Raw genomic sequence first — 19,046 nt, 5'->3', positions numbered from 1 at the left:
CGGCCTCTTGGCGAACAAGCGAACATCGACCGGCCCGCCCCAAAGGTGCATGTGTACCCCTGTGGGAGTGAGCTTGCTCACGAAGGCGGTAGCCCAAACGCGCCATTCCCCGGAGTCTGTACCGGCCTCTTCGCGAACAAGTGAACGTCGACAGGCCCGCCCCACAGGTGCATGTGTCCCCCTTGTGGGAGTGAGCTTGCTCACGAAAGCATTGGTAGCGCTTAGTGCCCTTTGACCGAGCTGGGGTTGATCATCCGCGACAGGCCGAGGTTTTTCAGCGCCAGTTGCAGAGAACTGCTGATGACTTGCGGGTTATCGTTGGTCATCAGTTGCGCCAGCAGTTCCTTGGCCTTGCTGAGGTTGATCTGGCGCAGCATCCACTTCACTTTCGGCAGGTTGGTGGCGTTCATCGACAGGCTGTCGAAGCCCATCGCCATCAACAGTACCGCTGCTGCCGGGTCACCCGCCATTTCGCCGCAGATGCTCACCGGCTTGCCCTCGGCGTGGGCATCACGCACCACGCTTTGCAGCGCCTGAAGCACTGCCGGGTGCAAGTAATCATAGAGATCGGCCACGCGCGGGTTGTTGCGGTCGACCGCGAGCAGGTATTGAGTCAGGTCGTTGGAGCCGACCGAGAGGAAGTCCACCTGACGCGCCAGATCGCGGGTCTGGTAGACCGCGGCTGGCACTTCGATCATCACGCCCACCGGCGGCATGGGCACGTCGGTGCCTTCGTCGCGCACCTCGCCCCAGGCGCGGTGGATCAGGTGCAGCGCTTCTTCCACTTCGTGGGTGCTGGAGATCATCGGCAATAGAATGCGCAGGTTATTCAGGCCCTCGCTGGCCTTGAGCATGGCGCGGGTCTGGACCAGGAAAATTTCCGGGTGGTCGAGGGTGACGCGAATACCGCGCCAGCCGAGGAACGGGTTGTCTTCCTTGATCGGGAAGTAGGACAGCGACTTGTCGCCACCGATGTCCAGGCTACGCATGGTCACCGGCAGTGGATGGAAGGCGGCCAGTTGCTCGCGGTAGATCGCCAGCTGTTCCTTTTCACTCGGGAAGCGCTGGTTGATCATGAACGGTACTTCGGTGCGGTACAGGCCCACCCCTTCGGCGCCACGCTGTTGCGCACGCGCCACGTCGGCCAGCAGACCGGTGTTGACCCACAGCGGCATGCGATGCCCGTCGAGAGTGACGCAAGGCAGTTCGCGCAGGGCATCCAGGCCCTGGGAGAGCTGACGCTCCTCCTCCACCACCTTACCGAACTGCTTGCGCATGATTTCGCTGGGGTTGGTGAAGACTTCGCCATGATAGCCGTCGACCACCAGATCGATGCCATCGACCTTGGAGTAAGGGAAGTCCACAAGGCCCATGACCGTGGGAATGCCCATGGCCCGCGCCAGAATCGCGACGTGGGAGTTGCCGGAACCCTGAACCGACACCAGGCCGACCAATTTGCCTTCCGGCACTTCGCCGAGCATGGCCGGGGTCAGCTCCTCGCTGACCAGAATCGTGTTATCGGGATAGACCAGCGCCTGTTGTCGCGCCTCCTGGAGGTAAGCCAGCAGACGGCGGCCCAGGTCCTTGACGTCCGACGCCCGCTCGCGCAGGTAGGCATCGTCCATCAGCTCGAAACGTTTGACGTGCTCACTGACCACCGAGCGCAAGGCACCCTGCGCCCATTGGCCGGTCTTGATGACGTCGGTCACTTCGCTGCCCAGCGAGGCGTCGTCGAGCATCATCAGGTAGACATCGAACAGCGCCCGCTCTTCGGGACGCAACTGGGTGGCCAGTTTGGCTGACAGGGTGCGCATGTCATTGCGTACGCCTTCCAGCGCGTTCTGGAACAGCGCCAGTTCAGCGGCGATGTCAGTGACGGTCTTGTCGGGGACCACTTCCAGATCGGCAGGCGGCAGCATGACCACGGCGACACCGACCGCAGCACCCGGCGAACCGGCCACACCCACGAACTTGGCTTCCTGAATGCCCTTGCCCTGACGACCCAGACCGCGGATCGAGCCGGTCGCTTCGGCATGCGCGATAACGCCCGCCAGTTGCGCGCTCATGGTGACCAGGAAGGCTTCTTCGCCCTCGTCGAACTGACGGCGCTCCTTTTGCTGGATGACCAACACGCCAACCACGCGCCGGTGGTGGATGATCGGCGCGCCCAGGAACGAGGCGTAGCGTTCCTCACCGGTCTCGGCGAAGTAGCGATAACGAGGGTGATCTGCGGCGTTTTCGAGATTCAGCGGTTCTTCGCGCGTACCGACCAGGCCGACCAGGCCTTCATTCGGCGCCATGCTGACTTTGCCGATGGAGCGCTTGTTGAGGCCTTCGGAAGCCATCAGGACAAAGCGGTTGACCTCGGCATCGAGCAGGTAGACCGAGCAGACCTGGCTGCCCATGGCCTCCTTGACGCGCAACACAATAATGCCCAACGCCGCCTTGAGATCCTTGGCGGAGTTAACTTCCTGGACGATCTTGCGCAGCGTATTGAGCATGGCTCGGGGTCGAACTCCGTGTCAGTCGCGCGATAAGAGGCGCGGGGCAAGCTCTTTGAGTGCGCGTCGATACACCTCGCGCTTGAATGTCACCACCTGGCCTAACGGATACCAATAACTGACCCAGCGCCAGCCATCGAACTCCGGTTTACCGGTCAAATCCATCCGCACCCGCTGCTCGTTGGAGATCAGGCGCAGGAGAAACCATTTTTGCTTCTGGCCGATACACAGCGGCTGGCTGTGGGTACGGACCAGTCTTTGCGGCAGACGATAGCGCAACCAGCCCCGAGTGCAGGCAAGTATTTGCACATCATGTCGTTCCAGACCGACTTCTTCATTCAATTCGCGATAAAGCGCGTCTTCCGGCGTCTCCTGCGGGTTGATACCCCCTTGAGGAAACTGCCAGGCATCCTGGTTAATACGCCGAGCCCATAGGACCTGACCAGCATCGTTTGTCAGAATAATCCCGACATTAGGACGGAAACCATCGGGGTCGATCACGGCAACAACCTCGCAAACGCATGTCGCCGCATTGTTCCACAAAGGCGATCAAACCAGCAACGAGGCTTATCACCTTATGTGAAGACTTGTGAAAACCTCGTATTCTGGGGCTCTTTTTTCAACTATTTCAGCGAGTAACCCTATGCGCCTGGCTTTATTCGACCTCGACAACACCCTTCTGGGCGGCGACAGCGATCACGCCTGGGGCGATTACCTGTGCCGGCGCGGGATCCTTGATGCCGCGACCTACAAGACCCGCAACGACGAGTTCTATCAGGATTACCTGGCCGGCACGCTGAACATGACCGACTACCTGAATTTTACCCTGGAGATTCTGGGCAACACTGACATGGCGCAACTTGAGCAGTGGCATCGCGAGTTCATGCGCGACTGCATCGAACCGATGATGCTGCCCAAGGCGCTGGAATTGATCGCCAGACACCGAGAGGCTGGCGACAAGCTGGTGGTGATCACCGCAACCAACCGCTTTGTGACAGCACCTATCGTGGCGCAGCTGGGCATCGATACCCTGCTGGCGACCGAGTGCGAAATGGTGGATGGACGCTATACCGGTCGTACCACGGGTGTGCCCTGCTTCCGTGAAGGCAAGGTGACACGCCTCAACCAGTGGCTGGAAGACAACGCGTTCAGCCTCGAGGGCAGCTATTTCTACAGTGACTCGATGAACGACCTGCCTCTGCTGGAGCAGGTGGCCAACCCGGTCGCGGTCGATCCGGACGATAAATTGCGTGCCGAAGCCGAGCGACGCGGCTGGCAGGTAATTACCCTGCGTCACTGAGTGCTGGCAATACTCAGGCCGGTTTGAAGCCCGTCAGACCGGCCATTGCCACAAAGCACACAACGCTGATCACCGTCAGCGCCAAGGTGAAGCCACGCTTGCCACCTTTGGCACCAAGACGCAAGCGGTTGAGCCTGGCCACCAGCCAGACCCAACTGCACAGCCCCAGGGTGTAAAGCACGCTGCTGCCCAGCACCCAGGTCTGGCCCAGTGACAGGCCTTTCAAATGCACCAGCCACCAGCCACTGAACGGCAGCGTCGCCAGGCAAACGGCCATCAACACCCAGAAAAACAGCAATGGCCGCTTGAGCAGGCGATTCTGCACGGTCGTGTCGCCTTCAAGACGCACCTTGACCACCCCGCTGGCCAACACCAGCGCGCTGATCAGCAACAACGCGATGGCGACGATGTGCAGGGTATTAAGGGTGGTGATGGGTTCCATGACGCGGTGTTCCTCTGGAATCGGGCTTGGGTGAGTTTAGCAGTGTGGACACAAGAGCCGTGCCTTAAGCGCTATCGCGCCCGTGCTCCACGTGGGCAAGCCGGTCTGGACGCTCCGCGTCCTCTTGCGACGCAGAGCGTCGTGAACTGCATTCCCACGCTGGAGCGTGAGGAACGATAGTCGTCAGGGAGAACACTATCGTGCCCATGCTCCGCGTGGGCATGCCGGTCTGGACGCTCCGCGTCCTCTTGTGACGGAGCGTGAGAAAGGAGAAATATCCAGGGCCTCAGCCCAGAAACAGCCTGTACGCCGGGTTCTCGCTCTCGTCCCAATACGGGTAACCAATCTCATCCAGCGCAGCACCCACCAGATGCCGCTCTTCCTCCGGCACCACCAGCCCGGCAACCACGCGGCCGTCAGCAGCGCCGTGGTTGCGGTAGTGGAACATGGAGATGGTCCAGCGGCCGCCCAGACGGTTGAGGAAGTTGAACAGCGCGCCCGGTCGCTCCGGGAACTCGAAGCGCAGCACCACTTCATCATTGACCCGCTCGGCATGCCCGCCAACCATGTGGCGAATATGCAGTTTGGCCAGTTCGTTGTCGGTCAGGTCCAGCACCGGGAAGCCCTGGTCGGTCAGGCTGGCGATCAGGGCGCTGCGTGGGTCGTTCTCGGGATGGGTCTGCACGCCGACAAAGATGTGCGCCTCGCGATCAGTGTGATAGCGGTAGTTGAATTCGGTGATCTGCCGTTTGCCGATGGCCTCGCAGAACGCCTTGAAGCTGCCCGGTTGTTCGGGGATGGTCACCGCAATGATCGCCTCGCGGCCTTCGCCCAGTTCGGCGCGCTCGGCCACGTGACGCAAGCGGTCGAAGTTGACGTTGGCCCCTGAATCAATCGCCACCAGCGTCTGGCCGCTGACGCCGCGCTGCTCGACATATTTCTTGATCCCGGCCACGCCCAGCGCGCCGGAGGGCTCGGTGATCGAGCGCGTATCGTCGTAGATGTCCTTGATCGCCGCGCAGATCTCGTCGGTGCTGACGGTGATCACTTCATCGACATAATGGCGGCACACTTCGAAGGTGTGGTGGCCGATCTGCGCGACCGCCACGCCATCGGCAAACAGCCCGACCTGGCTCAGCACCACGCGCTCCCCGGCGGCCATCGCCGCTTGCAGGCAGTTGGAGTCGTCCGGCTCGACGCCGATCACCTTGATCTCCGGGCGCAGGTATTTCACGTAGGCCGCGATACCGGCAATCAGACCGCCGCCCCCGACAGGAACAAAGATCGCATCCAGTTGGCCCGGTTGCTGACGAAGGATCTCCATCGCCACGGTGCCTTGCCCGGCGATGGTGTCGGGGTCGTCATACGGATGGATGTAGACGAAGCCCTGCTCATCGACCAGCTTCAGCGAGTGGGCCAGCGCTTCCGGGAAGGAATCGCCGTGCAGCACCACGGTGGCACCCCGCGAGCGCACACCTTCGACCTTGATCTCCGGCGTGGTGCGCGGCATGACGATGGTCGCCTTGATCCCCAACTCGCGTGCCGCCAGCGCCAGGCCCTGGGCATGATTGCCCGCCGATGCCGTCACCACGCCCCGTGCAGTCTGCTCTGCGGGCAATTGCGCGAGCTTGTTGTACGCGCCGCGAATCTTGAACGAGAACACCGGCTGCAGGTCTTCGCGCTTGAGCAGCACCTGATTGCCCAGCCGTTCGGACAGCTGGCGAGCGCCTTGCAGCGGCGTTTCGATGGCAACGTCGTAGACGCGGGAGGTGAGGATTTTCTTGACGTACTGTTCAAGCATCGGGGTGGCATCACTGACGAAGCGGGCAAGGTCGGGAAGTCTACTCTGCACACCGAAAGACGACCATACGAATGACAGGGCTTTGCGGCGCAGTCGCCGCTATAATGCGGGCCTTTTTTGCATCCCCCTCTTCTACCTACATCGGCACCGTGGAGCCCGCATGACCCAGGATCAACTCAAACAGGCAGTCGCTCAGGCAGCTGTCGACTTCATCCTTCCGAAGCTCGATGACAAAAGCATTGTGGGCGTCGGCACCGGCTCCACGGCCAATTGCTTCATCGACGCACTGGCAAAGCACAAGGCCGCCTTTGACGGCGCCGTCGCCAGCTCGGAAGCCACTGCGGCGCGCCTGAAGGCGCATGGCATTCCGGTCTATGAGCTGAACACGGTCAGCGACCTGGAGTTCTATGTCGACGGAGCCGACGAAAGCGACGAGCACCTGAACCTGATCAAGGGCGGCGGCGCGGCACTGACTCGCGAGAAAATCGTCGCGGCCGTGGCCAAGACCTTCATCTGCATCGCCGACGGCAGCAAGCTGGTGCCAGTGCTGGGTGCTTTCCCGCTGCCGGTCGAAGTCATTCCGATGGCCCGCAGCCACGTTGCGCGACAACTGGTGAAACTGGGCGGCGACCCGGTTTATCGCGAAGGTGTTCTAACCGACAACGGCAATATCATCATTGATGTGCACAACATGAGCATCACCAATCCGGTGGAGCTGGAAGCTCAGATCAACGCCATCGTCGGCGTGGTCACCAATGGCCTGTTCGCCGCCCGTCCGGCCGACCTGTTGCTGCTGGGCACCACCGAAGGCGTGAAAACCCTGACGCGCTGATAAAACCGGTCGTGCCCACGCAAGGTGGGCATGACCCTCACAGGCTCAAGGCTTGCGGAACACGTAAAACAGGTTCGGCTCGCTCACCAGATACAACGCGCCCTCTGCGTCCATAGCCATCCCTTCAGCCTGCGGCACGTCCTTGCTCAACCCCATCGCCCCTTTTGCCAGCGAGCCGCTGCCAATCGGATGACCGCTGGTGTCGAGTTCAAGAATGCGCTTCGACTCATCGGACAACGCCAGCAAATGGCCGCTGGTTTCATCGAATTGCAGGCTGGAGAGGTCACGAACCGACAGTCGGCCATCGCGCTTGCTGTTGGAGATGACCTGCAGATTGCCGGGAGCCTCGGAGTTGGTCCTGGGAAAGCCGCGCACTTCGATGATCTGCACCGGATCACGCTCGCGGGCGACAAACAGGCGCTTGCCGACCGAATCATAGGCCAGCCCTTCATAGCCCTTGTTGCCACTGGCGGTGATGCCCAGCGTCAATTGTTCTGCCTGGGCGGCGTCCAGACTTTTGGTGTTGTCATCGACGTGAATCTGAATCAGCCGGAGCCGGCGCTCATCGCTGATCACATAAGTGCCCGGGCTGATGTATTCGACAGCCTCGGCATCACCGAACCCGACCAGCGGAATGCGCCGCAGCACACGACCGTCCAGGCTCAGCTCGACCAGTTCGGGGTTCTGGTTGGTCACCGTAAACAGGCTCTTGCGGTCCGGGTCGTAGCTCAGGCCCGAGACATCATCCTGCAGCCCGTCGATCACCTGTGCTTCGGTGACGACGCGGTACTGATCCAGGCCAATGGACTGAAGCGAGTCGGACTGCCAGAACACCTGCCAGTCGAACAGGGCACTTTCAACATAGCGGTATCGCTGATTGGCGATCACGAACACAACGATCAGGGGTACAAGGGCCAGAAGCAGGACTAAAGAGCGAGTAGAGCGACGCATGAAGGGTGACTCGGACAGATTGAGCGGACGGGATTGATACCATGCCATCCTGAAAGCAAGCTTAATGGCATGGTGCTATATTTTTGCCGAATGTGTATCGGCGACCTGTGTAGTTGCCGTCCTGGCTCAGTGCTTGTGAAGCGCCCGGTGAAACGAATAGAACAGGTTCGGTTCGCTGACCATGTACAGCGTACCGGCCTCATCAAGGGCCACGCCTTCTGCGCGCGGAATTGTGTCCTTCAAACCGTTCATGCCGCCCAGCAGGGTCATGAAGCTTACCTGCTCGCCTTGCTCGTCGACTTCCAGCAACAAGTGCGAATCGGCAGACAGCGCGAGCATGTGGCCGGTGCGCGGGTCGATGCTCAATGACGACAGATTGCGCATGTCCAGCGAGCGACTCGACAGCGGTTGCTTATCGCCTTTCAGCACGTCACTGCCATCACTTTTCCAGGTGTACAGCGCGGGAGGTCGCTCCTCGCCCAGTATCAGCTGCTGACGCTGTGGGTCCCAGGCGATACCTTCGAAGCCCTTGTTCTGGTTGGCAGACTTGCCCAGTTCGTACTGGGGGAAATCCGCGATGTTCAGGGTGGTGGTGTCGGCGTTCACTTTAACGATGGTCAGCTTGTGCTGGCGCTCGTCAGTGATCGCAATCAGGCCATCGTTCATGACGGCAACACCTTCCGGATTGCTCCAGCCCACCAGCGGGATCTTGCGCAGTACATCGCCCGTGAGCGTCAGCTCCACCAGAAACGCATTTTTGCCCATGACCGCAAACAGCGTTTTGGTCACCGGGTTATAGGACAGGTCGGACGCCTCGTCCTTTTCCATGCCCGGCAGCACCTTTGCGTCGATATCCACATGGTAGTCCGGCAGCCAGATACTGGCGTGACGACCTGCCTTGCTCTCGAACCGCTCCTGAAACCAGAGCAGCGCGCGATCATCCCAATGCATGATGAAGGCCAGCCCATAGCCCAGCAAGGCAACCACTAACAACCACGAATACCAGCGCATGTTGCGTAAGTAAGCGAAGCGTTTTTTGTTACGAGGCGGCGTTGCGGCAGTACTGGCCATTCATGTGTTCCTGAGCAAATGAGACTTCATGACGACGTGGTGCCCTTGCAGGGACGGCCGGATTATCCAGAACAGGCGTGAAAAAAACGCAAAATCGGCTGAACTATCAGTCACTCCACAAACAAAAGCCACCCGGGAGTGATCCCGCGTGGCTTTGGGTGCAGCTTGAAGATGCTGTCGGATTACCTGACGACGCTCTCGAACGGCGTCTGCCCGACCAGTTCCAGCGCGATCTGGTCGCCGGCTTCGAACGGCCCGACACCGGCAGGCGTGCCGGTCATGATCAGGTCGCCGGCCTGCAGCGAGAAGTTGGCTGCCATGTGCTGGATCATCGGCACGATCGGGTTGAGCATCATGTTGCTGTTGCCGTCTTGAACCACCTTGCCATTGAGGGTCAGGCGGATACCGATGTCCTCCAGGTCAGGGAAGGTCTCGGCGGGCACGAACGGCGGAATCACCGCAGCGCCGTCGAAACACTTGGCCAGCTCCCACGGCAGGCCTTTCTCACGCAGACGCGACTGGACATCACGCAACGTCAGGTCCAGGCCGGGCGCAAAGCCGCTGATCGCGTCCAGCACTTCTTCGCGCGAAGGGTTCTTGCTCAGGGGCTTGCCGATCAACACCACGATCTCGGCTTCGTAATGCACCGAACCGCGGTCTGCCGGGATAGTGAAGCCACCCTCCAGCGCAACCACCGCGCTGCCGGGTTTCATGAACAGCAGCGGCTCGGTAGGCACCGCGTTGCCCAGTTCCTTGGCGTGTTCGGCGTAGTTACGCCCAATGCAGACCACTTTACCCAGCGGGAAGTGAATGTTGGTGCCATCGACATATTTGTGCTGGTAGCTCATGACGTCTCCTGAGGCTGTAAGAGGCAGCCTGCTTATTGTTGCGACGGATCAAACGGCGAAGATTTTGCCGGGATTCATGATCCCGTTGGGATCGAACACCGCTTTCAACGCCTTCATGTATTCGATTTCGACCGGCGAGCGACTGTACGTTAAATAGTCACGTTTGGTCATCCCGACGCCATGCTCGGCCGAAATCGAGCCGTTGTACTTTTCGACGGTCTCGAACACCCACTTGTTGACCCGGGCACATTTGACGAAGAACTCGTCCTTGTCGAGGCCCTCGGGCTTGAGGATGTTCAGGTGCAGGTTGCCGTCGCCAATGTGGCCGTACCAGAGCACTTCGAAGTCTGGGTAGTGTTCGGCAACGATCGCGTCGATTTCAGCCAGAAACTCTGGCACTTTCGAGACAGTGACCGAGATATCGTTTTTGTACGGTGTGAAGTGCGAGATGGTTTCGGAGATGTACTCGCGTAGCTTCCACAGGTTGCGTAATTGCTGTTCGCTCTGGCTCATCACGCCGTCCAGCACCCAACCCTGCTCGACGCAGTGCTCGAAGGTCGCCAGGGCCTGATCGGCCAGGTCGTCGGTGGTCGCTTCGAACTCCAGCAACACATAGAACGGGCATGGCGTGTCGAAAGGCGACGGCACATCACCGCGCGCCATGACCCGGGCGAAGGATTTGTCCGAGAAGAATTCGAAGGCGGTCAGGTCGAGCTTGCCGTGAAAGGCATGCAGCACCGGCATGATCGATTTGAAGTCCGAGGTGCCCAGCACCATCGCTGTGAGGTTCTTCGGCGCCCGGTCGAGGCGCATGGTCGCTTCGACGACAAAGCCCAGCGTACCTTCGGCACCGATGAACAACTGGCGCAAATCGTAGCCGGTGGCGTTCTTGATCAGGTCCTTGTTCAGCTCCAGCAGGTCGCCCTTGCCGGTGACCACCTTGAGGCCGGCGACCCAATTGCGCGTCATGCCGTAGCGAATGACCTTGATACCGCCCGCATTGGTGCCGATATTGCCGCCGATCTGGCTGGAGCCCGAAGAAGCGAAGTCGACCGGATAATAAAGGCCGCTCTCTTCAGCCAGCGCCTGTAATTGCCGGGTGATCACGCCAGGCTGACAGACCGCCGTGCGGTCGGTGAGATTCAGATCCAGCACCTGGTTCATGTAATCGAACGAGACGACCACTTCACCGTTGGCAGCCACCGCGGCCGCCGAAAGCCCGGTGCGTCCACCCGAAGGCACCAGCGCCACGAGCCGCTCATTGGCCCAGCGTACGATGGCCTGCACCTGTTCGGTGGTCTTGGGGAATACGATGGCCAATGGCGCAGGGGTGAACTGCTTGGTCCAGTCCTTGCCGTAAGTTTCCAGAGAACCGGCATCGGTGAGTACCTTGCCGGGGTCAACCAGGGTCTGCAGCTCATCAATCAAAACGCGATCGGTCATTGAATCAACTCTCGAACGATTCATGGGCATCCTGAGAACGGTTCACGTTCGGGATGAGGTTTCGCGGGGCTCATATGCTAGCATACGCCCCCCGCGAGTCGTGCCCAGAGCCGATCCGGCCACCCCCTGCCAATTTTCTTCGGGACACAGGTTTACGCAGATGAGCAAGACTTCCCTCGACAAGAGCAAGATCAAGTTCCTTCTTCTCGAAGGCGTCCACCAATCCGCTGTCGACGTCCTCAAGGCAGCCGGTTACACCAGCATCGAGTACCACACCAAGTCTCTGCCGGAAGCCGAACTGAAAGAAAAGATCGCCGACGCCCATTTCATCGGTATCCGCTCCCGTACTCAGTTGACCGAAGAGCTGTTCGATTGCGCCAAGAAACTGGTTGCGGTCGGCTGCTTCTGCATCGGTACCAACCAGGTTGACCTGAACGCGGCGCGCGAGCGCGGTATCGCAGTATTCAATGCGCCCTACTCCAATACCCGTTCGGTCGCCGAACTGGTATTGGCCGAAGCCATCCTGCTGCTGCGCGGTATCCCCGAGAAGAACGCTTCCTGCCACCGTGGCGGCTGGATCAAGAGCGCGGCCAACTCCTTCGAGATCCGTGGCAAGAAGCTGGGCATCATCGGTTACGGCTCGATCGGTACGCAGCTGTCGGTGCTGGCTGAAGGTCTGGGCATGCAGGTGTACTTCTACGACACGCTGACCAAACTGCCGCTGGGCAACGCCACTCAGGTGTCGAGCCTGAACGAGCTGCTGGGCATGTCCGATATCGTCACCCTGCACGTTCCGGAAACCTCGGAAACCCAGTGGATGATCGGCGAAAAAGAAATCCGCGCGATGAAGAAGGGCAGCATCCTGATCAACGCCGCGCGTGGCACGGTGGTCGAGCTGGACGCACTGGCTGACGCCATAAAGGACAAGCACCTGATCGGCGCCGCCATCGACGTGTTCCCGGTCGAGCCGCGCTCGAACGACGACATCTTCGAAAGCCCGCTGCGCGGTCTGGACAACGTGATCCTGACGCCGCACATCGGTGGTTCCACAGCCGAAGCGCAGGCCAACATCGGTCTCGAGGTGGCGGAAAAGCTGGTCAAGTACAGCGACAACGGTACGTCGGTATCCTCGGTCAACTTCCCGGAAGTGGCCCTGCCTGCGCACCCTGGCAAGCACCGCCTGCTGCACATCCACGAAAACATCCCGGGCGTGCTCAGCGAGATCAACAAGGTCTTCGCCGAAAACGGTATCAATATCTCCGGTCAGTTCCTGCAGACCAACGAGAAAGTCGGCTACGTGGTCATCGACGTCGACGCCGAATACTCCGACCTCGCCCAGGCCAAGCTGCAACAGATCAAAGGCACCATCCGCAGCCGCGTTTTGTTCTGATCTGATCGCCGTGCCCACCCCGTGTGGGCACGCATCCTGTAATTCCCCGCGCTACACCGCCCCACTCAAGACAGGACGCAGAGCGTCCGGAACTGCATACCCACGCGGAGCATGGGCACGATCAGTGTTCTTCCGGACACCGATCGTTCCTCACGCTCCAGCGTGGGAATGCCGTTCGTGACGCTCTGCGTCACACAAGCACTGACAGCCCTACTTCACATTGATGGTGATCTTCTTCGACTCGACCGAAGGGTTCAGCGGCATGTGGCCTTTGTCGCCCATCAGCAATTGCAGGGTGTGCTGGCCCGGCGGCAGGTTGATTTCGGTTTCGGTCTGGCCCTTGCCGAAGTGGCGGATGTTGTCGCTGACCGGCAGGGGTGCATTCATCGCCGGCTGGTCCTTCACGTCGATCAGCAGGTGATGGTGACCGGTCTCGGGCACATCGACACCCGCAGGCGCGACGCCCATGCCCTTGAGGCCGAATTGCACCTTGAACGGTGAGGTGACCGTTTCACCGTCCTTGGGCGAGATGATGTACACCTCGGCGCCTTCAGGGGCTGCGGTGCGGGGTATATCGGCGGCGCTGGCCAGCATGGATGCGCTGAGCAGCAGTCCGGCGACCATCGTTCCAGAAAATAAGGATTTCATGATTGCTCCGGCTGCAGTTGACGTAAGTCGACCCTCACACGACGAATCCGTCGGTTCAGGAGTGCTCACGATAGACCGCAGTCAGGCCCAATGGCTCATCGCATTGATGAAACTGTTTTCATGAACGCAGCCGCAGGTCACTGGAACAGCTCGTTGCCCCGGCGTCTGAACCACCCCGTCAGTGACAGACGATCACGACTGGCGGGCATGACTTCATGGGGAATTTCGCCGGACAGAAAGACCACCAGACAGCCGCCCGTAGGCTGAACGTCGTAAGCCACCTCGTCCTTGAGGTACATGCGCAACTGACCGCCGTGCTCGGGCAGCCAGGCGTTGTTGAGGTAGAGCACCGCCGACACCATGCGCCTGTCGTCATCGCGGAATCGGTCCACATGCCTGAGGTAGCGGGCACCCGGCGGATACAGCGCAAAATGGCTTTCGTAATCTTCCAGGCCGAGGAAAAGGCCGCGATTGAGCGCCTGACGCAAACTGTCCATCAGCTCAAGATAGTGGTCGCAGCACTGCACCTGCCCCGGCTCGAGCCACTGAATGCGGTCGCCACGAATACCCTCGCGTATTTCCAGCGCGGTTCCCTTGCCGATCGCGGCAGGCTCGAGCTCGCCTTCGGCTGCACGTTTGCGGCACTCTTGCTCAAGTTCCAGAGTCAGAGCTTCGGGCAGGAAAATATTCTGCTGCGACCAGCCGTTGGCGGCCAGATCGTCGACGATTCGTAACAGCAGTGGGTGGTCAGAGGGTATGCGCATGGCGTGCATAGTATCCATAAGCCCTGAAATCGGACAGAGGCTTATACATGCGGTATCAAACGCATGAGATTTCATTCACCGAAGGCACTCATAACTCGACAAATCCACGCTAACACCGGGAGAATAGCGGCCTGCCGACAGGAGTCCCCAATGCGTCGTTTGTTTGTTTTGCTGTTGATGTTCTGCACCTCACCTGCCTGGGCAGACAGCTACGATCAGTTGTACAAGTCTGCAGGCTGGCCGGAACAGCGCGCGCATTTCAACGATGCCCTCAAGGCTGCCCAACAGCGTTACAGCAACAACCTGCCGCCTGCGGTTTATCAAGCGCTGGTCAACAACAGCAATCAGCGTTTCGCCCCCCAAGCCATGGACCAGCGCGCGTCGAAGCGCCTGCGTGAAAGCCTCAAGGACCCTGCCCCGTCACTGCAGTTTTTCCAGTCACCGCTGGGCCGCAAGATCGTCAATGCCGAGCTGACCGCCACCCGCGCCGATCAGTTGGCCAAACATGCCCAGGGGCTGCCGCATATCGAAGCGGACGCGACCCGTCAGTTGTTGATCGGCCATCTGGCCCAGGCACTGCCTGCCAGAGAGGCCGGCGCGGAAGTCAGTCTTGCCATCGCAGGCGTTGCCGCCGACAGCCTGAGCCAGATGATCCCCGGCCTGCTGGGCGGAGGACAGGCGCAAGGCATGCTCGAAGGCCAGCGCGAGCGCCTGATGGCGCAGATGAGTGCTGACCTGAACAACACGCTGCTTTACGTCTATCGCGACCTGTCGGACCCTGAGCTCGAAGAATTCTCGACCTTCGCCGAGTCGCCGGAAGGCAAAGCCTATTACCAGGCCGCTCTTGCCGCGATTCGTGCCGGTCTGGCGGTCGGACAGAGTGCGTCGAGCCTGAATCCCGGACAGTAAAAACCGTTCAGGCCTTCAAGCGCCTGAGGTCAAAGGAATGGACACCAGCGTATGAAAGACTCATTGGCTTTGCTCGCCACCGGTATCGTAATGGCCTTTTTCTCCTGGCTGTTCTGGAGTTCTCTGGGGCAGGACGCCTTTGCCGTGTTTGGGGCGCTGATGCTCGTCGTACTGGCCCTTGAAAACTATCGCCTGCGCCGACAGGTCAAGGCGCTGCAGGCCGGCAAGGCTGAAAAAGTCTAACGAAGTCGCCCTTTCAGAAAATCAAAGTACCGAGCCCGCAGCTCTGGCGTTTCGTTGGCCAGATGATGCCGGGCATGCCCGAGCATCAGAATCTGCGGCTGGCTGAATTTGTCTTTCAGAATCGCCAGATTATGCGACCAATCGACCGTCATGTCCGCCTCACCCTGAATGATCAGCGGGCTGCGCAGGCTGCGCGGCGCGCTTTCAACACGCACGATCCATTGCGCCAGCGCGCCGACCCAAGCCGTGGGCAGTCGCAGCGGCTGTAACGGATCGGCCATCAGAAAAGGCAGGAACGCGGGTGCATTGGAGTTTTCGGTGAAACGGCGGGCAATGCCCTTCACGAAAGGTTTGAGCAGGTGATAACTCAGACGCGACCAGCCCCAGGCACGCGGCCTGACCAGCGGTGCCAGCAGGATCACCTCACCCTGCGCGGGCGAGTCTGCCCCCTGATGAAGCAGGTGATCCGTCACGATGGCACCGCCCATGCTTTGTCCGCACAGGTGCCAGGGATGTGGCAGGCCAAGGCCTTCGGCTTCGAGCAGCAGGCGTTGCAACACCAGTTGGTATTCGGCGAAGTCATTGATACAGGCGCGACTGCCGCTCGACAGACCATGCCCCGGCAGGTCGCAGGCGATCACGGCAAAGCCTTGCTCCAGAGCCCACTCGATCACATGCCGGTACAGGCCCATGTGGTCATAGAAGCCGTGAAACAGAAACAGCGTGGCGACCGGATTGTCAGGCAGCCAGACTTGCCCGACCACCTCATAGCCCGCCACATCGAGGCGCCCCAGCCAGCTGCGTATGACGTTTTCGCCACACAGTCCGGCAAGACCGTAGAAGCGCTGATAGGCCAGCCCCTCCATGGAAAGCGGATCAATAACGCTCAGCGGCAGCAGGCTGGCACGCAGGTTATCGGGGTCGAACGTGACGGACATGTGGTTTCCAGATTTCAACAAATGACTCGTAAAGTTGTGTAACGATATTCTTCTGTCTGCCCCGGCATGGCAAGCTAAGCGGCTGTAATCGCAGACATCTGTCATTGAACGTGCACATTGCTGTCTGCACACTGGGCGATGCTCGCGAGCTCACCTGCCCGAATTCGCCCTGAAGCCGTTTCGAACGGGCTCTTGTGTCGGGTTTCATCGAATCAACCGCGTCACAACGATAGTCTTAATTCCCGCCTACGCCATTTACAGAGAAACCGGATGAAACGCAGCCTCTTCATTCTAGCCATCATCTTCGCCCTGCTTGCGGGTGGCGCGGGCTGGTACGTAAATAGCAAACTGCCGGTACGTGACGGCGAGATCGCCATGAGCCGTCTTCAGGCCCCCGTCACCCTGCGCTACGACGAGCGTGGCGTGCCGCACATCCGCGCCGAGAACGAAGCCGACCTTTACCGCGCGCTCGGCTATGCCCATGCTCAGGACCGGCTGTTCCAGATGGAAATGCTGCGTCGCCTGGCACGCGGTGAGCTGGCAGAAGTACTGGGGCCGAATCTGCTCGAGACCGACAAGCTGTTTCGCAGCCTGCGCATTCGTGAACATGCGGATGCGTATGTCGCACACCAGGACAAGAACACCCCCACCTGGAAAGCGCTGGAAGCCTACATCGACGGCATCAACCAGTATCAGGATACCCACGCAAGGCCGATGGAGTTCGACGCGCTGGGCATTCCCAGACGACCGTTCACCACAGAAGACACGGTCAGCATCGCCGGCTATCTGGCTTACAGTTTTGCTGCGGCGTTCAGAACCGAGCCACTGCTGACCTACGTCCGCGACCAGCTCGGCCCGGAGTACTTGAAAGTCTTCGACCTGGACTGGCACCCGGACGGCATGCTCGACTCGAAACCGGCACTGGCCGACGCCGACTGGAAGGGTCTGAATCAACTGGCGCAGTTGAGTCACAAGACGCTTGAAGATGCTGGCCTGCCGCAATTCGAGGGTAGCAACGCCTGGGTGATTTCCGGCAGCCGCACGCAAAGCGGCAAGCCGATTCTCGCGGGCGACCCGCACATCCGCTTCTCGGTGCCTTCGATATGGTACGAAGCGCAGCTATCGGCACCGGGTTTCGAACTGTACGGGCACTTTCCGGCGCTCAACCCGTTCGCGCTGCTGGGCCATAACATGGATTTCGGCTGGAGCCTGACCATGTTTCAGAACGACGACGTGGATCTGATCGCCGAGAAGACCAACCCGGACAACCCGAATCAGGTCTGGTACCACGGGCAATGGGTGGACATGAAACGCACCGAGCAGCAAATCACCGTCAAGGGCCAGGCCCCGGTCACACTGACGCTGCTCGAATCGCCGCACGGACCGATCGTCAACAACGTGATGGGCAAGAACGCCGGCCAGACGCCAATCGCGATGTGGTGGTCGTTTCTGGCATCCGCCAACCCGGTGCTGGACGGTTTCTATGAGACCAACCGCGCCGATACGCTGGACAAGATGCGTAGCGCGGCCGAGAAGATTCAGTCGCCGGGCCTCAATATCGTCTGGGCCAACGCCAAAGGCGATATCGGCTGGTGGGCGGCGGCGCAACTGCCGATCCGTCCGCAGGGCGTCAACCCCAGTTTCATTCTGGACGGCAGCACGGCACAGGCCGATAAGCTCGGCTTTTACCCGTTCAGCGCCAACCCGCACGAAGAAAACCCGGCGCGTGGCTACATCGTGTCGGCCAACTTCCAGCCGCAGTCGCCGACCGGCATGCCGATTCCCGGCTACTACAACCCGGCCGAACGCGGCCAGGCGCTGAACCGGCAACTCAGTGACTCCAGCATCAAATGGGACTTGGCCGCCAGCAAGGCGCTGCAACTGGGCACGCAGACCGACTATGCACCGAGTATTCTCAGGCCATTGATTCCGGTACTGCGCAGCGCTGTCAGCGACCCGGACGAACTGGCACTCGTGGAGCGACTGGCCAGTTGGAAAGGTGATTACCCGGTCAATTCGGTGGGTGCCACGCTGTTCAATCAGTTCCTGTTCGACCTGACTGAAGAGACCTTTCACGACGAACTGGGCGACGCGATGTTTGAAACCCTGCTGTCGACCCGCGTCCTGGACGCTGCGCTGCCGCGCCTGGCCGCCGATGCCGACTCGCCGTGGTGGAACAATCGCAATTCACCCCACGAAGAAAGCCGTGCCAACACCGTCAAGGTGGCCTGGCGCGCCACTGTTTCGCACTTGAGGTCGCTGTATGGCACTAACCCGGATGAATGGGTGTGGGGCAAGGCGCATACCTTGACCCAAGGCCACCCGCTGGGTTCGCAGAAGCCGCTGGACATGATCTTTAACGTCGGCCCGTATGCCGCGCCGGGCACTCATGAGGTGCCGAACAACCTGTCATCGAGCATCCGTCCTGCCCCGTGGCCAGTCGGCTACGGCCCCTCGACCCGCCGCCTGATCGACTTCGCCGACCCGGCGCACAGCCTGGGGATAAATCCGGTGGGACAAAGCGGCGTGCCGTTCGACAAGCACTACTCGGATCAGGCCAAGGCTTTCGTGAACGGCGAGTACCTGCCGCAGCGCTTCAGCGAGAAGGACGTGGCCGAGCATACGGAAGGGGTTTTGCGGCTGGTGCCGGGGGCCTAGCGACACGCTTTGCGCCGAGTCCGGAAACGGGGCTTCTGCCCGGAGGGCGTGGGAGCGAGCTTGCTCGCGAGCTGTCGGAACCGACAGTGAAACCTTCACGTACGGTACATCAGGCACAACCGGGTTTGACTATCGTGCCAATGCTCTGCGTTGGCATGCCTTTCGTGACGCTCCGCGTCACAAGTCTGCGTAGCACCGCGCTATCAAGATCGGACGCAGAGCGTCCAGAGCTGCGCTCCCACGCTGGAGCGTGGGAGCGATAAACCGAGATAGCTAGTTGCTGCCGGTACCCGGCAGTTCGCGAGCA

Annotated in this window: 17 protein-coding genes; 6 read left to right on the top strand and 11 right to left on the bottom strand. The window is 60.4% G+C overall.

All coding sequences use genetic code 11. From position 1 onward, the window contains the following. Window positions 1-221 precede the first annotated feature (221 nt). Together ptsP and ACW55A_RS15400 are read right to left on the bottom strand one after the other, a co-directional pair. The gene (gene ptsP, locus ACW55A_RS15405; RefSeq protein ID WP_002555744.1) at window positions 222-2,501 is read right to left on the bottom strand and encodes a phosphoenolpyruvate--protein phosphotransferase; all 2,280 of its coding nucleotides are present in this window, start codon (window positions 2,499-2,501) and stop codon (window positions 222-224) included. A gap of 21 nt (window positions 2,502-2,522) precedes the next feature. Continuing rightward, the gene (locus tag ACW55A_RS15400; protein ID WP_002555745.1) at window positions 2,523-3,002 is read right to left on the bottom strand and encodes an RNA pyrophosphohydrolase; all 480 of its coding nucleotides are present in this window, start codon (window positions 3,000-3,002) and stop codon (window positions 2,523-2,525) included. Window positions 3,003-3,144: 142 nt separating this feature from the next. On the opposite strand from ACW55A_RS15400, the gene ACW55A_RS15395 reads away from it, so the two are divergent. Next, entirely contained in the window at window positions 3,145-3,801 is a 657-nt protein-coding gene (locus ACW55A_RS15395) for a histidinol-phosphatase (RefSeq protein WP_455808567.1), read from the top strand. A 13-nt stretch (window positions 3,802-3,814) separates the two neighbouring features. Here the strand turns inward: ACW55A_RS15395 and ACW55A_RS15390 are convergent, their stop codons facing one another. Next, complete coding sequence (locus ACW55A_RS15390) at window positions 3,815-4,243, bottom strand: DUF2269 family protein (RefSeq protein ID WP_003343869.1); 429 nt, start codon at window positions 4,241-4,243, stop codon at window positions 3,815-3,817. A gap of 286 nt (window positions 4,244-4,529) precedes the next feature. Beyond that, window positions 4,530-6,095: a threonine ammonia-lyase, biosynthetic gene (gene ilvA / locus ACW55A_RS15385; RefSeq protein WP_498811418.1), complete on the bottom strand. Its 1,566-nt coding sequence runs from the start codon at window positions 6,093-6,095 to the stop codon at window positions 4,530-4,532. Between the two features lie 109 nt (window positions 6,096-6,204). Here ilvA and rpiA point away from each other — a divergent pair, with 109 nt between their 5' ends. Next, on the top strand, window positions 6,205-6,876 hold the full coding sequence (rpiA, locus tag ACW55A_RS15380) for a ribose-5-phosphate isomerase RpiA (RefSeq protein ID WP_455808566.1): 672 nt from the start codon (window positions 6,205-6,207) through the stop codon (window positions 6,874-6,876). A gap of 45 nt (window positions 6,877-6,921) precedes the next feature. On the opposite strand, the gene ACW55A_RS15375 is transcribed toward rpiA, so the two are convergent. The 4 genes from ACW55A_RS15375 to ACW55A_RS15360 form a co-directional block, all read right to left on the bottom strand. Further along, window positions 6,922-7,827, bottom strand: a complete 906-nt coding sequence (locus ACW55A_RS15375; protein ID WP_183132784.1) for an SdiA-regulated domain-containing protein — start codon at window positions 7,825-7,827, stop codon at window positions 6,922-6,924. A gap of 126 nt (window positions 7,828-7,953) precedes the next feature. Beyond that, window positions 7,954-8,898 (bottom strand): SdiA-regulated domain-containing protein, encoded by a 945-nt coding sequence (locus tag ACW55A_RS15370; RefSeq protein ID WP_003372142.1) that lies wholly within the window; start codon window positions 8,896-8,898, stop codon window positions 7,954-7,956. Window positions 8,899-9,080: 182 nt separating this feature from the next. After that, window positions 9,081-9,746 (bottom strand): fumarylacetoacetate hydrolase family protein, encoded by a 666-nt coding sequence (locus ACW55A_RS15365; protein ID WP_002555752.1) that lies wholly within the window; start codon window positions 9,744-9,746, stop codon window positions 9,081-9,083. Window positions 9,747-9,794: 48 nt separating this feature from the next. Next, entirely contained in the window at window positions 9,795-11,189 is a 1,395-nt protein-coding gene (locus ACW55A_RS15360) for a D-2-hydroxyglutarate dehydrogenase (protein ID WP_074807141.1), read from the bottom strand. A 160-nt stretch (window positions 11,190-11,349) separates the two neighbouring features. Between ACW55A_RS15360 and serA the strand changes: the two genes are divergently transcribed. After that, window positions 11,350-12,579 (top strand): phosphoglycerate dehydrogenase, encoded by a 1,230-nt coding sequence (gene serA / locus ACW55A_RS15355; protein WP_002555754.1) that lies wholly within the window; start codon window positions 11,350-11,352, stop codon window positions 12,577-12,579. Between the two features lie 210 nt (window positions 12,580-12,789). On the opposite strand, the gene ACW55A_RS15350 is transcribed toward serA, so the two are convergent. Continuing rightward, window positions 12,790-13,227: a DUF4399 domain-containing protein gene (locus ACW55A_RS15350; RefSeq protein WP_011269266.1), complete on the bottom strand. Its 438-nt coding sequence runs from the start codon at window positions 13,225-13,227 to the stop codon at window positions 12,790-12,792. A 137-nt stretch (window positions 13,228-13,364) separates the two neighbouring features. Next, window positions 13,365-13,991 (bottom strand): 2OG-Fe(II) oxygenase, encoded by a 627-nt coding sequence (locus tag ACW55A_RS15345; RefSeq protein ID WP_498811417.1) that lies wholly within the window; start codon window positions 13,989-13,991, stop codon window positions 13,365-13,367. Window positions 13,992-14,141: 150 nt separating this feature from the next. Between ACW55A_RS15345 and ACW55A_RS15340 the strand changes: the two genes are divergently transcribed. Continuing rightward, window positions 14,142-14,900 carry a DUF2059 domain-containing protein gene (locus ACW55A_RS15340; protein ID WP_003372151.1) on the top strand — a complete coding sequence of 253 codons (759 nt, stop codon included), beginning with the start codon at window positions 14,142-14,144 and terminating at the stop codon, window positions 14,898-14,900. A gap of 51 nt (window positions 14,901-14,951) precedes the next feature. After that, window positions 14,952-15,143, top strand: a complete 192-nt coding sequence (locus tag ACW55A_RS15335) for a hypothetical protein (protein WP_003372153.1) — start codon at window positions 14,952-14,954, stop codon at window positions 15,141-15,143. On the opposite strand, the gene bipL is transcribed toward ACW55A_RS15335, so the two are convergent. Continuing rightward, window positions 15,140-16,081, bottom strand: a complete 942-nt coding sequence (gene bipL, locus ACW55A_RS15330; protein ID WP_003372156.1) for a phospholipase BipL — start codon at window positions 16,079-16,081, stop codon at window positions 15,140-15,142. The genes ACW55A_RS15335 and bipL overlap by 4 nt on opposite strands. A 270-nt stretch (window positions 16,082-16,351) precedes the next feature. Between bipL and ACW55A_RS15325 the strand changes: the two genes are divergently transcribed. Continuing rightward, window positions 16,352-18,739 carry a penicillin acylase family protein gene (locus tag ACW55A_RS15325; protein WP_058416235.1) on the top strand — a complete coding sequence of 796 codons (2,388 nt, stop codon included), beginning with the start codon at window positions 16,352-16,354 and terminating at the stop codon, window positions 18,737-18,739. Window positions 18,740-19,046 lie beyond the last annotated feature (307 nt).

It is taken from the genome of Plantibacter cousiniae (nom. nud.), from assembly GCF_977070315.1.
The sequence above is the reverse complement of the archived record's forward strand: the minus strand, read 5'-3'. Positions and strand labels throughout refer to the sequence as shown.

Coding starts and splice junctions, on each gene's coding strand:
- ptsP (WP_002555744.1), bottom strand. CDS start 2,501: ATGCTCAATACGCTGCGCAAGATCGTCCAGGAAGTTAACTCCGCCAAG.
- ACW55A_RS15395 (WP_455808567.1), top strand. CDS start 3,145: ATGCGCCTGGCTTTATTCGACCTCGACAACACCCTTCTGGGCGGCGAC.
- ACW55A_RS15390 (WP_003343869.1), bottom strand. CDS start 4,243: ATGGAACCCATCACCACCCTTAATACCCTGCACATCGTCGCCATCGCG.
- rpiA (WP_455808566.1), top strand. CDS start 6,205: ATGACCCAGGATCAACTCAAACAGGCAGTCGCTCAGGCAGCTGTCGAC.
- ACW55A_RS15375 (WP_183132784.1), bottom strand. CDS start 7,827: ATGCGTCGCTCTACTCGCTCTTTAGTCCTGCTTCTGGCCCTTGTACCC.
- ACW55A_RS15370 (WP_003372142.1), bottom strand. CDS start 8,898: ATGGCCAGTACTGCCGCAACGCCGCCTCGTAACAAAAAACGCTTCGCT.
- ACW55A_RS15365 (WP_002555752.1), bottom strand. CDS start 9,746: ATGAGCTACCAGCACAAATATGTCGATGGCACCAACATTCACTTCCCG.
- ACW55A_RS15360 (WP_074807141.1), bottom strand. CDS start 11,189: ATGACCGATCGCGTTTTGATTGATGAGCTGCAGACCCTGGTTGACCCC.
- serA (WP_002555754.1), top strand. CDS start 11,350: ATGAGCAAGACTTCCCTCGACAAGAGCAAGATCAAGTTCCTTCTTCTC.
- ACW55A_RS15350 (WP_011269266.1), bottom strand. CDS start 13,227: ATGAAATCCTTATTTTCTGGAACGATGGTCGCCGGACTGCTGCTCAGC.
- ACW55A_RS15345 (WP_498811417.1), bottom strand. CDS start 13,991: ATGCGCATACCCTCTGACCACCCACTGCTGTTACGAATCGTCGACGAT.
- ACW55A_RS15340 (WP_003372151.1), top strand. CDS start 14,142: ATGCGTCGTTTGTTTGTTTTGCTGTTGATGTTCTGCACCTCACCTGCC.
- ACW55A_RS15335 (WP_003372153.1), top strand. CDS start 14,952: ATGAAAGACTCATTGGCTTTGCTCGCCACCGGTATCGTAATGGCCTTT.
- bipL (WP_003372156.1), bottom strand. CDS start 16,081: ATGTCCGTCACGTTCGACCCCGATAACCTGCGTGCCAGCCTGCTGCCG.
- ACW55A_RS15325 (WP_058416235.1), top strand. CDS start 16,352: ATGAAACGCAGCCTCTTCATTCTAGCCATCATCTTCGCCCTGCTTGCG.